At 41.7% G+C, this 16,032-nt stretch carries 15 protein-coding genes; 3 read left to right on the forward strand and 12 right to left on the reverse strand.

The genetic code is table 11. From position 1 onward, the window contains the following. Window positions 1-23: 23 nt before the first annotated feature. The 6 genes from CZ434_RS09865 to CZ434_RS09895 form a co-directional block, all read right to left on the reverse strand. On the reverse strand, window positions 24-518 hold the full coding sequence (locus tag CZ434_RS09865) for a DUF1189 family protein (RefSeq protein ID WP_077622983.1): 495 nt from the start codon (window positions 516-518) through the stop codon (window positions 24-26). Between the two features lie 56 nt (window positions 519-574). Then, the gene (locus tag CZ434_RS09870; protein ID WP_077622984.1) at window positions 575-814 is read right to left on the reverse strand and encodes a ferredoxin family protein; all 240 of its coding nucleotides are present in this window, start codon (window positions 812-814) and stop codon (window positions 575-577) included. A 23-nt stretch (window positions 815-837) separates the two neighbouring features. Further along, complete coding sequence (locus tag CZ434_RS09875) at window positions 838-1,386, reverse strand: NADPH-dependent FMN reductase (RefSeq protein ID WP_077622985.1); 549 nt, start codon at window positions 1,384-1,386, stop codon at window positions 838-840. A 14-nt stretch (window positions 1,387-1,400) separates the two neighbouring features. Further along, a complete protein-coding gene (locus tag CZ434_RS09880; RefSeq protein ID WP_077625145.1) occupies window positions 1,401-2,345 on the reverse strand; it encodes a bifunctional riboflavin kinase/FAD synthetase in 945 nt (314 codons plus the stop codon). Between the two features lie 71 nt (window positions 2,346-2,416). Beyond that, a complete protein-coding gene (locus CZ434_RS09885) occupies window positions 2,417-3,037 on the reverse strand; it encodes a superoxide dismutase (RefSeq protein WP_077622986.1) in 621 nt (206 codons plus the stop codon). A 1,066-nt stretch (window positions 3,038-4,103) separates the two neighbouring features. Further along, window positions 4,104-5,219 carry an IS110 family RNA-guided transposase gene (locus CZ434_RS09895; RefSeq protein WP_077621189.1) on the reverse strand — a complete coding sequence of 372 codons (1,116 nt, stop codon included), beginning with the start codon at window positions 5,217-5,219 and terminating at the stop codon, window positions 4,104-4,106. A gap of 407 nt (window positions 5,220-5,626) precedes the next feature. Here CZ434_RS09895 and CZ434_RS09900 point away from each other — a divergent pair, with 407 nt between their 5' ends. Continuing rightward, window positions 5,627-6,253 (forward strand): helix-turn-helix transcriptional regulator, encoded by a 627-nt coding sequence (locus CZ434_RS09900; RefSeq protein ID WP_077622988.1) that lies wholly within the window; start codon window positions 5,627-5,629, stop codon window positions 6,251-6,253. 79 nt (window positions 6,254-6,332) lie between these two features. On the opposite strand, the gene CZ434_RS09905 is transcribed toward CZ434_RS09900, so the two are convergent. Beyond that, window positions 6,333-6,770 (reverse strand): MarR family winged helix-turn-helix transcriptional regulator, encoded by a 438-nt coding sequence (locus CZ434_RS09905; RefSeq protein WP_077622989.1) that lies wholly within the window; start codon window positions 6,768-6,770, stop codon window positions 6,333-6,335. 239 nt (window positions 6,771-7,009) lie between these two features. Here CZ434_RS09905 and CZ434_RS09910 point away from each other — a divergent pair, with 239 nt between their 5' ends. Next, window positions 7,010-7,636: an FMN-dependent NADH-azoreductase gene (locus CZ434_RS09910; protein WP_077622990.1), complete on the forward strand. Its 627-nt coding sequence runs from the start codon at window positions 7,010-7,012 to the stop codon at window positions 7,634-7,636. A 682-nt stretch (window positions 7,637-8,318) separates the two neighbouring features. On the opposite strand, the gene CZ434_RS09915 is transcribed toward CZ434_RS09910, so the two are convergent. Together CZ434_RS09915 and CZ434_RS09920 are read right to left on the reverse strand one after the other, a co-directional pair. Beyond that, window positions 8,319-9,758, reverse strand: a complete 1,440-nt coding sequence (locus CZ434_RS09915; RefSeq protein ID WP_077622991.1) for a DHA2 family efflux MFS transporter permease subunit — start codon at window positions 9,756-9,758, stop codon at window positions 8,319-8,321. 30 nt (window positions 9,759-9,788) lie between these two features. After that, on the reverse strand, window positions 9,789-10,244 hold the full coding sequence (locus tag CZ434_RS09920) for a CBS domain-containing protein (RefSeq protein WP_077622992.1): 456 nt from the start codon (window positions 10,242-10,244) through the stop codon (window positions 9,789-9,791). A 243-nt stretch (window positions 10,245-10,487) separates the two neighbouring features. Between CZ434_RS09920 and CZ434_RS09925 the strand changes: the two genes are divergently transcribed. Next, window positions 10,488-10,931: a MarR family winged helix-turn-helix transcriptional regulator gene (locus tag CZ434_RS09925; protein ID WP_077622993.1), complete on the forward strand. Its 444-nt coding sequence runs from the start codon at window positions 10,488-10,490 to the stop codon at window positions 10,929-10,931. Window positions 10,932-11,022: 91 nt separating this feature from the next. Here the strand turns inward: CZ434_RS09925 and CZ434_RS09930 are convergent, their stop codons facing one another. The 3 genes from CZ434_RS09930 to CZ434_RS09940 all read right to left on the reverse strand — a co-directional run bounded on the left by CZ434_RS09930 (window position 11,023) and on the right by CZ434_RS09940 (window position 15,906). Further along, window positions 11,023-13,116 carry a glycoside hydrolase family 3 C-terminal domain-containing protein gene (locus CZ434_RS09930; protein WP_077622994.1) on the reverse strand — a complete coding sequence of 698 codons (2,094 nt, stop codon included), beginning with the start codon at window positions 13,114-13,116 and terminating at the stop codon, window positions 11,023-11,025. Window positions 13,117-13,321: 205 nt separating this feature from the next. After that, on the reverse strand, window positions 13,322-14,842 hold the full coding sequence (locus CZ434_RS09935) for a protein kinase family protein (protein WP_179107236.1): 1,521 nt from the start codon (window positions 14,840-14,842) through the stop codon (window positions 13,322-13,324). Continuing rightward, window positions 14,839-15,906, reverse strand: a complete 1,068-nt coding sequence (locus CZ434_RS09940) for a glycosyltransferase (protein ID WP_077622995.1) — start codon at window positions 15,904-15,906, stop codon at window positions 14,839-14,841. Before CZ434_RS09940 ends, CZ434_RS09935 begins: the two co-directional genes overlap by 4 nt. Between the last annotated feature and the right edge of the window lie 126 nt (window positions 15,907-16,032).

A 16,032-nucleotide genomic window follows, 5' to 3' on the forward strand; every position in this document is an offset into this window, starting at 1 on the left:
CCACTGTCCTTATTTTCTGAAGGTCATTTAGACCTTTTCGCCCGTTTTGGATAAACGGTTATCATCCGATACATCAAAAAACAAAACATTGCCATAAAAACTAAATAAATCAGGATTCCGTCGAAACCGAATAGCAGCCTCAAAATGGTAAATACGATTAAGGGAACTGTCATGGCAAAAGAAGTCATTTTCCAGAGCTGCTGATACTTGAGCTTCCTGCCGGCTGCCTTTTTAATACCAACAGATAGGCCTGCCAACAGAGATACAATCGTAACAACCATAAACAGGATGGAAAATGGGTAAAAAATGATTACTTCCATGATATAAACCGTTCGTGTCAAAACCTTGCCTTCTTCTTCGAAATGCAAAATGGAATGAACCACTTCAGGAAGGAATAGCAAGAACATCAACAAAAATATATAAACAATCGTATTCCTCATACTTATCCGGTTCAGGCGGAAAAGAGCGTGCTTTTTTGGCAGAAGCAAACTATTTTTAAAGGAAATAAATAACTCCATGACCTTTCCTCCAACTTGTTAATAGAGAGTAAAAAACTTCTACCACCATTTTAACATTAAAAGTTCTCGAAAAACCGTTCCGCTTTTTCAAGATATGCTTCTTGTTCTACTGTCAAATCATACTCTTCCACAATTGCATCAACTGGACATACAGCAGCACACGCACCACAGTCGATACATATATCCGGATTAATATAAAACTGATCCGGCCCTTTTTCAATACAGTCGACAGGACAAACGGTCACACATTCCCCTGCTTTTTCTTTTTCACACGGACTTGTAATTACAAAAGCCACTGTTACTCCCCCCTATTTCCTTGTCAACTTTGATTATTGATCCCTTTTTGAAGACGAATCATTTCGTCAGCTAGTTTGTGAATCCGCCTTAAGACATTTTCATCGATTATTTCATTATCATTTTCTTCATCAAAAAAATCGTTATGAATAAAAACATTTCCGGATGGAACTGTCCCTTTCAAGTATGCAACTACTGGTTTCAGTTGGTATTCTGATACAAGAAAATGCTTTTCCGACCCACCTGTCGTGACAATTCCTGTCACCTTTCCCTTCAAACCATCGACAGGTACATGATCGAGAAGGTTCTTCAAGGCACCCGTTATCGACGCCTGGTATATAGGTGAACCAATCACGAGGAGATCAGCTTTCAATATCTTTTGTACAACCTTCCATGTATCCTCATTGTAATAGGATAATGGCAATGCGCGGACAAATTCCACATCGTAATCCCTAAGGTCCAGCAGCTCTGTTTCAATCCCAGAGTCGATATTTTTTGCCGCTTGAAGCACCTCATCAATCGCCACATTCGTCTTCCATCCTGACAACGATCCTGATATCCCGACGAGCTTCATACCGGTCCCTCCTTTTAACTGTTCATACCCAATAATTTTTCAGCATCCCGTTTATCTTTTTCCATCTGTTCCCGAAGCGCTTCAAGGTCCGTAAATTTAATTTCTTCCCTCATATAACGCAAAAATGACACAGCTGCTTCTTTTCCGTACAAGTCGCCAGAGAAATTAAGCAAATGCCCCTCAACTAAATATCCATTTCCATTGACAGTGGGACGATAGCCAGCACTGATCAATACGTTCCAATATTGTTCATACTTTTGATGATCAGAAATACATACTGTTCCCAGGTAAACTCCAGGCTTTGGGGGAACATAACTGTCGTCACTGCCAAGGTTGATGGTGGGAAAACCTAGTCTTCTCCCAACCTTTTCTCCATGTACCACCTTTCCTGTCATTGTGAAAGGCCGACCCAATAAAGAATTTGCAGGTTCCATCAATCCTTGTTTGATAAGCTGACGGATTGTCTTGCTGCTGATTTTCTCTCCATTTTGCTTAATAAGAGGAACAATTGATACATCTATCTTTATATCTTTGCATAGACGGACCAATTCTTCTGCACCAGCATTACCGCCTTTTCCAAACCGAAAGTCCTCCCCTATTACGATATGCTTTATATTCAATCTTGCCAAATGATCAAAGACGAACTCTTCAGGGGTGGTTTCAGCATAATCTTTTGTAAAACTTATCCGATAATACCGATCCACACCAAACTGTTGGAATAGATGGATTTTATCTTTTTCTGTAGTAATACAGTGTTTGTATTCCGTCTTCCCAGTAAGGACCCACAGCGGAGGTTCCGAGAAACTCATTACCGCCAATTTATCTGCATTTCCCACTTTTTCACCAGCAGCTCGCAGAACAGCTTGATGTCCTTTATGTATTCCGTCAAACTTCCCAATCACTAACACTAGCGGGGTTGTATCAATTGGTGGTTTTGATGTGATTTCCATTGTTTCCATGGATGTCCCTCTTTTATTATATTTTCTTTCATGAAATAAGGTACCTTTATGGCACCTTATTTCACCTTCCATTATTTCACAACTTGTTGATATTTATCAGCCACAGCATTCCAATTTATGATATTAAAAAAGCTTTCAATGTAGTCAGGTCTTCTATTTTGATAGTTTAAGTAATATGCATGTTCCCATACATCCAAACCAAGAATCGCTGTTTTACCATCCATAATTGGATTGTCCTGGTTAGGCGTGCTGAGGATTTCCAGTTCACCATTTTTGTCGATGGCCAGCCATGCCCAGCCAGAACCAAAACGGGTCGCAGCGGCATCGGCGAATTTCTGTTCGAAGTTACTGATATTGCCAAACGCCTTCTCAATCGCTTCGGCCAATTCACCTTCGGGAGCTGCGGCTTCTTGTCCTGGGGCGATCACTTCCCAGAAAAGGCTATGGTTCATGTGTCCGCCTCCATTATTTCTGACTGCAGTTCGGATACTTTCCGGTACTGCATCCAGATTTCCAAGCAGCTCTTCCAATGATTTGTCTTGTAATTCAGCGTGTCCTTCAAGAGCGGCATTCAATTTAGTCACATATGTTTGGTGATGTTTGCCGTGATGTATCTCCATTGTTCGCTGATCAATGTAAGGCTCCAATGCATTGAATTCATATTGTAACGCTGGTAGTTCAAACTTTGCCATGTTAATTCCTCCTATAAGATTTTGTATTTTTTATACTAAAAAGTATAATAAGTATATAAATAGACTATTCCACCCTTACGGCAAACGCAATTAAGTTGCTCAAAGTCAAAACCTCTTTCCCTTTCAACTTTTTATACTTTCCCATATAATAAGCAGAAGAGAGTAAAAGACAGGTGCTGCCGTTTATCCTATACCCAACTGGTCTAGCACTAACTATTGTACAAAATATATAAAGTGCGAACTAACTTCAGTATGACTTCCTCCCATTCTTTTCGGATTGAGTGGTAGTCCAGCGCTTCGGAAAAATACTCGCTTTCCGTGGGGAACGCTTCAGCTTCCTCGGTGCAAAGACCGCCCCTGCGGGATCTTCAGACTGTTCCTTTCCCACAGGACTTTGAAAAGACATCCGGGAATTTACACCATAAGCAGACAAACCGAACTTTACTTTATTTTCAAGGAATGTTAGCAATTTTCCACTGCTTAGGAAAGAATTTTGATTAATTAAGATGAAATACCAGAATATCTAACATGGATGTGGGTATTTCTAAAATCAAAAATCAGAAAACCTCGAACAGCGGAGGCAGAACACGTAGACTGATATGAACGAAACTGTCAAGCCCCGTTCAGATAAATATACTTTTGGCCAGCTTCAAATAAAGAGTCTTTTTAGGCTCTTTTGATCTTTTGATTCTTACGTTTCCATCCATATTCTTGCTAGCGCTATTCCTTCTTCTTAGCTTGCCAACTACTTTTCAGATGACTGAAACCCTGCTAAAAGCTAAGAATGATGGAATTATGTACCTCCTTTTTTTACACGAAGGAGATAATTACACGGCACGAAGGCAAAAATCTCTGCTTCGATAAGCATACTGATATCCGTGGGTTTTCACATTTTATCTTTCCGTTAAAGGATCTGTCACGAACTCCTGGCGTGCGTTCACCTCTTAAGGCTAGCACAAGTCTACGTCGTGCGTTATCCTATACGGTTTTCTTCTTTGCCTTCGAGCCCTATACTTATTTCCTTTGGATTAACCCTTGCCTCAAAGGATGCATATTTTAATTCCAACTAAGTCGTCTGAACGTCACCATCGGCTTCACGCGATATCGCCCAAATAAACCCTGCTAATTCTCTGGCGACTGCCGCAATGGCTTTTCCACTCTCTTTTCCTCGGCCCAGTAGCCGGAAATACTTTTTATGCAAGCGGTTCTGAGCTTTCCACGAGACCCCCAGGACATTAGTCGGGTGTCCTTTTTGTCTTTTCTTCAGTTCCCCTTTGACTGCAGGCTGGTATCTATAACTCCATGCTGCTTCGATTAAAAGCCTCCGAACATGGCGATTCCCTGTTTTGGTGATTTCTCCTAAATTGCGTGTCAACCCACTGGAACTTTCGCTTGGCACAAGCCCGGTGTATGCCATGAATTGCTTAGGGGTTTGAAATCGACTGAACGATCCTACCTCAGCTACCAGACTGGTAGCTGTAATTAGGGCAATGCCTCTTAAGGTCATAAGCGTCTGAATCATGGGTGCATGGACGCTTTCTTTGGCTTGTTCCTCCATTTCACTTTCCAGTATCTTCAGTCGCTGCTGATACTCCTTCAATTGTTGTAAATATTCTTGGAAGGTTACACGGGAAGCGGAACGTTCAAATTTTAGACTGTCCAGCCAATCCCAATATTTAGCCGTCCATGTCCTGGTACCCTTAGGAGGATGGATTTCATTTCTGAGAAGAAATTTGGTTAGTCTATGTTTAGCCCTTAATTCATCTTCCTTTACATCCTCACGTGCTCTAACTAAATCACGGAGTGCTTCATCATTTTCTGTCGGGACGTAGATTGGCGTCAGTTCCCCGGCACGATAAAGGGTTGCCAATTTTATTGCATCCCGTTTATCTGTTTTTACGCGCTCACCTGGTTTTTGTGGGATTAACGACGGTGCGATTACCTCACATTCAATATCCATACTCTTCAGAAGGCGATAGAGCCCGTAACCGGTTGGGCCTGCTTCATAACACACTTGCAGAAGTTCTGGTTCACCTAGTTTTTTCATTAATTTTCTAATCGCTTCTACCGTATAGTCAATCATACCAACATATCTTGGCTTGGAACGTCCCTCATCAGCAACTGCGACTGCAATTTTGTCCTTTGATACGTCTAGACCAACGTATTTTGTGGTATCATCCATAGTACTAGCTCCTTTCGTAATTATAGCTCTGATTTGGCTATGGGTTTTGGGCTTGCTTTACTATACCCACTATGACCAAATTAACCTACGTTGTTACGATTAAGGGGCTAGTTTCGTTCATAATAACTCCTATGGGAATAGCGAAAAGTCTTCGATGGGGCGAGTAATCGCAGTCCCACGTGTCTGAAGACCCCGCAAGAAGCGTTCTTTGCTGATTAGGAGGCTGAGGCCGTGCCCATGGAAAGCGAAGTGTTCTGCCGCAGCGAGTATATCCACTTCACTATCATCAGAATGTGAGGAAGTCTGACTTAGTGAATTTTCACTAGTTCGCATATTCTCTCAATCATGAACTTGGGACATGTAATGGCAGACCATTTATTAAGTATACAGAGATGGAGGTGTTTTTTATGGAAGGGTCCAAAACTACCACGAAGGATAAAATACTCGATTTATTAAAAAAGGAAGTAAAGCTTACTGTCGCTGAGTTGACCCGGAAATTGAATATCACGCATATGGCGGTCCGCAAACATCTTGCCGCGATGGAAAGAGATGGGTTGATTTCTGCACAAGAGGTCAAACAGCCGATGGGACGACCGCTTCAGCTTTATTCACTCTCCGAAAAAGGTGAGTTGTTGTTTCCGAAGAATTATGAAGGATTAAGTCTCGAATTCTTGAAAGATATCAGTGAATTACACGGAAATGATTCCGTCGATCAATTATTCACAAAGCGCGAACAGCGGCTGACGAGACAATATGCCGCCAGAATGGAAAACAAGCTCCCGCACGAAAAAATGACTGAGTTGGCATCCATTCAAAGGGAAAAAGGCTATATGCCGAATATAACCAAGCTTGATCAAAGCACCTATGAATTGACGGAATATAATTGCCCGATAATGGCTGTTGCCAAAGAATTCAAAGTAGCCTGTCGATGTGAAACGTCTATGTTTCAAAATGTGCTTCAAACGGACGACGTAAAGCGGACTAGCTGTAAAACAGAGGGGAATGACCATTGCAAGTTCTTGATCGCCTTTTAAGAACTGGTGGAGGTCTTCCCTTTTATAAATTACAGCAGCTGTTGTCAGGGAGAAACTTTCTATATAAGATAATTGCCATCTATTCCAAATAATGCTCAACATTCTTGTTCACTTTTTCAAGCAGTCTTTCCAATTCCGCAACTTCGTCTTCTGTGAAGTTCTTACAGACAAGATCGTTGAATCTCTCGGTTACTGGAATAACCTTCTCTTTCAGCTCCTTGCCGGAATTGGTTAAATACAGCTTTAAGGAACGTCGGTCATCTTTACAATTAACCCTTTTGATAAAACCTTTATTCTCTAGATTGGAAGCCATTCTGGCGATATTTGTTTTGTCCTTGTTCAACTTTTCGACCAATTGGTTTTGGGTCAATCCATCCTTCTCCCATAAGAGCATCAAAATCAAGTTTTGTTCTGGCGCAAGATTAAACTGTTCCAGTTCTGACTTGATGTAACTAGTTAAATTCAAGTCGGTTTTATGGATTTTTATACTAATGTAATCTTGAAACGACAATTTCATCTAATCTCTCATCCTTTTTCTATAATTACCTGCCATTGTCTTTGCATTATAACAGGCTGCAAGACATATGGAAATTCTGTCATGGGTACATAAACCGTTACGGTTGACAAGATACGTGGGGATTATTTATACTAACCTCTATGTTCAATTGCATAGCAACGAACTTATATGACGGCCCAAGCCGCCATTTGTTTTCATGTTCATAGTTGCTATAACAACTTTCTGGGAGGCATTTTTTTATGGCAAAAGTTTTATTTATAAAAGCAAACTCTAGACCAATCGAACAGGCGATAAGCGTCAAGCTTTATCAGACTTTCGTTGATAATTATAAAGAAGCAAATCCGGAGGACGAAATCACTGAACTTGATTTGTTCGAGGAAAATTTACCATATTATAATACTGACAAAATCAATGGGATGTTCAAGCTTGCCAAAAATATGGAGTTGACACCGGCGGAAAAGGAAGCAACAGATCTTGTCACAAAATACTTGAATCAGTTCCTTGAAGCTGACAAAGTGGTATTTGCTTTCCCGTTATGGAACTTTTCGGTTCCTGCTGTTCTTCATACGTACATGGATTATCTTGCTCAAGCAGGTAAAACATTCCGTTATACTGAAGAAGGACCTATCGGATTGTTGACCGATAAAAAGGTAGTCCTCCTAAATGCAAGAGGCGGTGTCTACTCTGAAGGTCCTGCCCAGACTTCTGAAATGGCGGTAAACTACGTAAGCACAATGTTGCAATTCTGGGGCGTTAAGGATATTGAGAAAGTCATTGTAGAAGGGCATAATCAATATCCCGACAAAGCAGAACAAATTGTCGAAGAAGGATTAGAACAAGCAGCAGCTGTAGCTGCCAATTTCTAAATCCCTGACACAAAAACCTTCCTTTCCTTCACCAGGAGAGTGAAGGTTTTTAATATGGATCTTTTCTTTCATATTTGAGGCCAACTGCGACATGGTGACATTTTTATTTCCTGTGATTCTGATGATTGTTAAGCGCATGCACTCGCTGCGGCAGAACACTTCGCTGTTCGAGGCTTTCTGATTTTGATAAGAAAAATACCTATGCTAGAAATATTCTGGTATTTAATCTCAATTAATAAGATATTCCATCATAAGCGAAGGAAAAATGCGAGACTCCAGTGGGAAAGGAACAGTCTGAAGACCCCGCAGTGATGCGCCTGCGTCTTCTAGTATCGCTTCGTAGTAAGCTTCCTCGGCGCATGGTTTTCGGTGGGACGAGTAATCGCAGTCCCAAAAGGTTTTCGGTGGGATGAGTAATCGCAGTCCCAAGGGAGCAAAGGAGCCTACTCAAGTAGTACCCTGGCTGAAGCGTTCCCCACGGAAAGGGAGTATTTTTCCGTAGCGCTGGACTACCACTCAATCCGAAAAGGATGACAGGAAGTCACACTGAAGTTATGTCGGAGTTTATAAATTTTGCGCTAAATCTTCAATACATAAATAAGTGCTCATTTATTCTGTACAGTAAACAAAAGAGGCGGATCCTCCTTTTCTATGGAGATCCGCCTCTTATAATTTCAAACTATCAAGATTTTTCTGGGACAGTGGTTACCTGGTTTTCCGCTTTCTCTTTTGGTTTGCTTTTAACAAAGAAAGCCAGTACAAGGCCGAGTATTGCCATCACTCCCGCAACGATAAACGATACGTTGACCCCATGGATAAATCCTTCCAGACCTTGTTCCGGTATTGCATTGTTGGTCATCACAGTGACAAGCAGTGCTGTTCCGACAGCTCCTGCCACCTGCCGCATGGTATTGTTCATCGCAGTTCCGTGCGGTATTAAATGAGCAGGAAGCTGGTTCAACCCAGCTGTTGTCACAGGCATCATTACCATCGCAACACCAAGCATCCGGACAGCATTAACAGATGCTAAATATAAGAATGTTGTTTCGGCTGTCAGGTCAGTAAACATAAACGTGGAAATAACAAGTAAGGACAATCCAATAATGGCAAGCCATCTTGCTCCAAATTTATCAAATAACCTTCCAGTGATCGGATTCATAATTCCCATTAAAAGAGCACCGGGCATCAGCATCAAGCCGGATTCAAGAGCAGTGAATCCAAGCATGTCTTGCATGAAAATAGGCAGGATAACCGCTCCACCGATCATGGCGATGAAAACAACCATTCCTAGAGCAGTAGTTATCGTAAATACTTTATTTCTAAATACTCCAAATTGCAGGATAGGCTGTTCAAGCCTAGACTGCCGAACAATGAACAACGTAAGACTGATGGTTCCGACTATCAGCGAGACAATCACTTGTGCGCTGAGCCAGCCGCTGCTTCCGGCAGTACTGAAACCATATAACAGTCCCCCAAATCCCAAGCTCGATAAAATGATGGAAAGAATATCGACCTTAGGATTTTTCTGTTCTGTGACATTCCTTAAAATAAAGTAAGCAACAATAATATCAATGACAATGATTGGCAATATCACATAGAATAAACTTCTCCATGGAAAGTTTTCGACGAGCCAGCCTGATAAAGTCGGACCGATTGCTGGTGCGAACGCGATAACCAACCCGAACATCCCCATCGCTGTTCCGCGCCTTTCAACAGGGAAAATGATGAATAAGATCGTCTGCATCAGCGGCATAATAATCCCGGCCCCTGAAGCTTGAAGAACCCTTCCGACCATCAGCAGCGAAAAGCCTGGTGCTATGGAACAAATCAATGTACCGATACCGAACAGTCCCATCGCTGTAAGAAAGAGCTTCCGTGTCGTAAACCTTTCAATCAAAAAAGCCGTGACAGGTATCATAATCCCGTTCACAAGCATAAAAATCGACTGCAGCCATTGAGCCACGTTTGCGTCTAAATCCAAGTCCTTCATAATATGAGGCAGTGCCGTTGCAAGTAATGTCTGATTAAGAATCGCAGCAAAGGCTCCCGAAATCAAGACAATGATAAGTGGCACTTTGTTAAAAGTCGTACTTGTTTCTCCTTTATCCTGATTGTTGACCATGTTTATCCTTCTTTCTATTTGAAAAAATTTCTACAATAGAGTTTTAAAAGAGTGTCTGATAACATCTCCGCGGCTGATAATGCCGACTAATACGCCATCACGCTCGACCGGCAGTTTTTTAATTTGTTTTTCGCCGAGAATGGCTGCCACATTTTCAATTGAATCATTCCAGAAAACCTTGATAAAACGGCGTTTCGCAATCTTCAAGACGTTCATCTCCAGAATATTTTTGGCACGTTCTTCAAATGGGACGTCATTTCCCTCGATGACATTTACAAAAGAAAACATATCCACCACATAATCCTTCTGTTTCCCGATGAACCGCATGACATCTCCATCACTTATATAAGCTTTGATTTCATTCCGGTCGTTAACGATCGGCAGCCCACTTATCCCATGCTCGATAAACTTCTCGATAACAGATCGCACGTTTTCTGTTTCCTTCACTTTGATGACATCACTTTTCATTATTTGATGTGCCTGCAATGATAACCGCTCCTCTTCTATGAGAACCATGTAATAGAATATAATTTAAAACCCTCGCTCAATATAGTTCCAAACCGTGGAAAAAGTATTCTTCCACGACCTTTCATATAAAACAACTGATTAATTGTATAATACAACTAACTTTCGAGTCAAGTGTATCTCGTTTACTTTATGGCTAGTTGACATCAAAAAATGAGGGATTATTATGGTACATATAGAGAGTTTGTTAAGGTGGGAAAATAGTTGAAAGATAATTCACTTCAAACAATAGAACTGGAAATGGCTATTTTGATACGCCGTATCGCAACCATTGCATCCAATCGCCAAAGGGACAAGCAACAGAGAAATTTGGATCGAGCCGCCTATTTGTTACTTCATCAAATCTCTGAGGATGGTACTGCAGGGGTTAAAGCGCTGGCTACCGAACTTCAGCTTGATGTATCCACTGTTAGCAGGCAGGCTGCAGCTTTGGAGAAAAAAGAGTATGTTGTTAAAATCCCTTCTTCTGTTGATAGACGATCCTATAATTATGAGGTCACGGAAAAAGGCCAAGAAGAGTTGACCGCATACAGAACCCTAAGACTTGAACGATTGACAACCCTCCTCGAAGAGTGGCCCGAAAAGGATTGTGAGCAGTTCGGCCACCTACTGAAGAAATTCAACCAGGAGTTGAGGGAATTCTTGTAACATCCTATTGCAAAAGTTACAAATACATCCCAAAAGGAAAGCTGTCGAGGTCCATCTCGACAGCTTCAAATTAACGAACGTTTTTGTTATTTTACTGTTGCTCAACGCTCTCAAAAGTTAACGTACCTTCCAATAAATCCTTCTCATCACTACTCGTTCCTATATACACTTCGTAGTCGATCTCTTCCAATTCCCATTGATTCGTTTCAGGATTATAAAACTTCAGTTTATCTACAGGGCAAGTGATTTCCACTTTTTGTTTTTCACCCGGCTGGAGGATAACCCTTTCAAATCCGCGCAGAACTTTCACGGGACGATCTATGGATGAATTACCGTACCCCACATACAATTGGACTACTTCCGCCCCTTCCCGCTCACCGGTATTCTCCACCTCACAGCTGGCCACAACCTGATCATTTTTGGTACTGAATTCGGGATTGGATATCTTAAAGGTCGTATAGGAGAGTCCAAATCCATATGGCAGGGAAGGTTCCACCCCTTCTTTATCCAACTTTGCATAACCATGATAATATTCATACTTTATTTTAGATGCGTCCCAATCCACCTGAGGCAAATCGCTCTCTTGTTTAGGAAGGACAAACGGCAGCTTCCCACTAGGATTGACATCACCGAATAAGGTTCTCGCCAGTGCTGTTCCGCCTTCCATGCCTGGATAATAAGCCATGAGGATTGCTGAAACATCTTGTTTCCAATCTTCTATCATAATTGTATTTCCACCAATTAAGACAGCTGCCGATTGGTTGTTTTCAGGACCAACAGCTCTGACCAGCTCTATTTCCTCTTTGTGAAGTCCGAGTGAGGTTTTTCGGTCTCCCCCTGCCCCGAAACCGGTATCACCGCCACCCCGGGCATCGACATCTTCATCCGGGTTGTTAATAAATTCTCCTTCATCATCATGATTATAGCCGACTACGAAGACCACTGCGTCTGAAGACTTTGCCAGTTGTTTGGCGCCTTCTATATCCGCGCCATCATGATAAACAACTTCCACTTCCGGCAGAAGGCTTTTTATCCCTTCCAGCGGTGTGACGATATAATCAGGGAATACTCGGCTTGAACCATGGTCGCCTATATTTCCCTTGTCACCGAGCTTACCTATGACAGCAACCTGTTTTACATCGGTTTTGGAAAATGGCAACGTGTTATTATTGTTTTTCATCAATGTCATCGATTTTTCAGCTGCTTCAAGCGCAAGCTCAATATGCTCTTTATTACCGATTAGCTCTTTGCCATACTTCTTGTCATCTGCTTCTGTGAAGGCAAGCAGTGTCCTGACTATTCGTAATACTGCTTGATTTACTTTTTCTTCGTTGACCTTCCCACTTTTGACTGCCTCTACCAAATGATCGCCAAAATATTTGGTATGGCACATTTCGATATCCATACCCCCATTTGCTGCTTCTACCGTATCCTTTACTCCCCATATAAAGTCACTGATGACGAAACCGTCAAAATTCCATTCTTCCTTTAAAACCCGATTCAATAGATAATCGTTATGTCCGGCATATGTACCCTTGTATAGGTTGTAGGCGCTCATCACACTCGCTGCACCGGCATCGATACAATCTTTGAAATGGGGCAAATAAACTTCTCTTTCAGTCCGTTTATCCGCTTCCACACTCACTTTGAACCTAGCATTTTCCATGCTATTGAAAGCGTAGTGTTTCACGCATGCAATCACATTTTCTTCCTGCACACCTTTTGTCAAAGCCGCTCCCATTGCACCTAAGTGAAAAGAATCTTCCCCATATACTTCCTGGCTTCTTCCCCATCCAGGGTTCCGGGGCAGGTTTACACAGACACCGCCAAACAAATTACCGCCATGTGCCCTGATTTCTTTTCCTATTGCCCTTCCTATCCGCTGTTCAAGATCTTTATCAAACGTAGCTCCTCTTGCCATAGAAACAGGAAAACAGGTACTGTTGCCGGATACTGCTCCACGTGGTCCATCGACAAATTTCATTTCCGGTACACCAAGCCTATCGTTCCCTCCGGCAGGATATGGATACCAATTGTAATGGTGGCCATTGGCAATATCCTCCATCAACTGTTCAAATGACATTCTGCCACTCATTAAGTAAACCTTTTCCTCAAGGGTCATCTGATCGACTATTGCTTGTGCTTTCTCTGAGTAAGCCAAACGATCCTGCTTTGTGACTGTCATAGAAATTCCTCCCCTTTTCAAGAATATAAAACGCTTACAAATGTTTGTTTTGTGATTGAACAAAGTTGTTAACATCATTATAAATCTTCTGAAAAGGAGAGGCAATAAAGGGGTTCGGTGGAAGGCGAAGAATAATCACAGCCAATTCATCCCGAACTGGCTGAATCATCTACTGAGCAGAAAGAGAGAAAAGCATTACTTGGCATTATATATACCACAATGCTTCTCCCAAAGTCTTACTTCTTTTCTTTTTCCTTCTTTTTCTTCTTTTTTCCTTTTGTTTGATGAAGTCTAAGTCGATTTCGGTTTTCTTTTTGTTTTTGTCCTTTTTACCTGGAATCGCTTCCTCCGTATCGCTTTCGGTTAAAGAAGAATCTGGTTCTTCCATTTCCGGTTGTAAGGATAGGTCAGTACCAGTCTCTTCATCTGGAGACAACGGCTCTACATGAGGTTCGGTATTTTCCGGACTTGCCTTGACCTTGCTTGCAAGCAAGATCGGTTCATCGTCTGTATTCTCTTCTGATTGAAGAGGAATCGGTTCTTTAGTCCATTCATCATGTAACGATGGATGCAATTCTTTTATTTGATTTAAAAAAGCATCAAGAAAATTTCTTTCATGGAGATTTTGAAACAATTCCAGCGGGCGGTTTTGCTCCCGTGTATTGGAATAAACATGGTCTACCATTTTGAATCCATCCGCAGTAACAAAAACATGGCGCAAAGGAGCATCGATAAGTTTAAAACCAGCTTCTATTTGAGCTGTCAATATATCCATTATTCTCTTGGTAATATCAATAGATAATTCCGACTGTTTCTTTAAAAAGGAATTCAAATCCGGTCCAAGTAAATATTCCATCACTACATAATTATCCCCTGTATCATATACCTTAGGGATAAAGGACAGGTCCTGGTTGGACAGGAGTACTTCCTGTTCTTGTTTGGCATGGTCCGGCTTCGGATAGATTTTCACACAACGGTCCTCAGCTATCCGGTATACCGCTCCCTGATGCCCTTTCCCAATGAGTGTCTGTGAAACAGCGCTGTCCACCTTGACTGCACTTCCTGATCCTCCTGAAGTCACAGCGATCTCCTTATAATCCAGTTTGTTTTGATGATAATAGTTATCCCATTCCTCATACATTGCCGGATCCAGACGCTTCACCTGGTCCAGGAATGCTTCTTTCAGCAAGATAATGTTTAAATCGCGCAATAATTTCAGTGGAACCGGATGTTGTCTTTTGAAGGAATTGACGTGGTCAATCACTTTTAATTCTTCATTGTCCAACACGAAAATATGTCGGAGCGGAGCATCAATCATGGTAAATTCGGCTCTTTTTAATTCGTTTAGAATATGAAGGAGCTTTTTGGTAATCGATTCTGGCAGGAAGGTGCTGTTTTTCAGATATTCTTTCAGTGTTGGTGCCTGAAAGAATTCCATAACTGTATAATTATCTCCTGTTTCATAAATTTCAGGAAAAAAATCCAAATGCTCGCCAGCTTTTATTGCCTCCTGTTCCATCTGGGCCTTCAGAGGATCTGGATATATTTTCACACATTTGTCGTCTGATAGTTGAAAAACAGCACCCTGGGCCCCCATCCCTATTAATGGATATGTGGTGGGATTGTCGATCAGGAGTGTCTTTTCTCCCTTGGAAACATTGATTTTGTCGATGTCAGGAAACATACTTTTCGCATGGTCTTTTTGCTTTTCGTGTTTTTCGCTCATTCCAATCCCCCTAACAATTCATCATATATACCCGCTTGGGTTTGGAGTTGTTGCTGTTGGTCAAAGTATTGCTCCACCTTTTTCCTGGCGTAAAATGTGTACCGTTTCCAAACAGCACGGTTTAAGAGCATATATTCGATTGCTTCTGCTAGTTCATCCACATTATTTTCTTTCACCAGCAATCCTTCCACATTGTTTGTAACAAGTTCTGGGATTCCGGCATGTGTGGTAGTGACGACGGGAAGCCCTGTCGCCATGGCCTCTTTGACTGTATTCGGTATTCCTTCAACGTCTCCATTGGATGCCTCCATACTGGCGGCCACGAACAAATCTGCCTGATTCATTTTTTCATGAACCAGAGACTTGGGAATTTTGCTGAATAATTGAAAAGAATCTCCCAACTGAAGTTCGGCTGCCAGGTTTCGAAGTTCTTCCTCCATCAATCCTCCGCCGATAATAGTTAAAGTTGCGGATGGAAAATTTCCTTGGATTTTTTTAAACGCTCTCATTAAAACATGGTGACCTTTCTTTTCTACAAGGCGTCCCATCGATAATATGTTTTGAGAATCACCTGCAATGTTTGGCGGCCTGAATTTAAACTGCTCCAGATTTACACCACCGTAAAGCACCTTAACTTTCTCAGGCGGACATCCCCAATCCATGATCCGATCTGCCAGATAATTGCAAACAGGCAGGAACAATTCCCCTTCTTCAAATAGCTTCTTTACTCCCTCCATGTAGCCGACTGGCTGGTTCGCCAATGTTGCATCTCTTCCACGAATACTGGTGACAAGCGGAAGATTTGTCTTATTCTTGAAAGGCAGCAGCAACATGCCAAGCTGGGCATGGTGTGCATGAAGAACATTTATATTATTTTTCTTCACAAATTCTTCTGGCGTAAATATTTCATTTAAATAATGGACTTTCTCATTCAATAGCGACATATCGACCATATATTTAGGCTGTCTGACCAGATGAAGATAATCATAACCAGGCACTTCCCTTATTTGTGGGATATACTGGGTGGGGTCAACCCTTAAATTCAAATGCATGACTGTCCGCACTAGCCTCTTCTCCTTTCCGAATCGTAGTCTTTAATCATCCGTTTCTCCCAGTCTATGCATCTTCAAGGACAGAAGGATGGACTAATAGGAAGGTAATTACGCCTAATTAACAGGAAAACAACAAAA

It is taken from the genome of Sediminibacillus massiliensis (assembly GCF_900156915.1).
GTDB classification, from domain to species: domain Bacteria; phylum Bacillota; class Bacilli; order Bacillales; family Amphibacillaceae; genus Sediminibacillus_A; species Sediminibacillus_A massiliensis.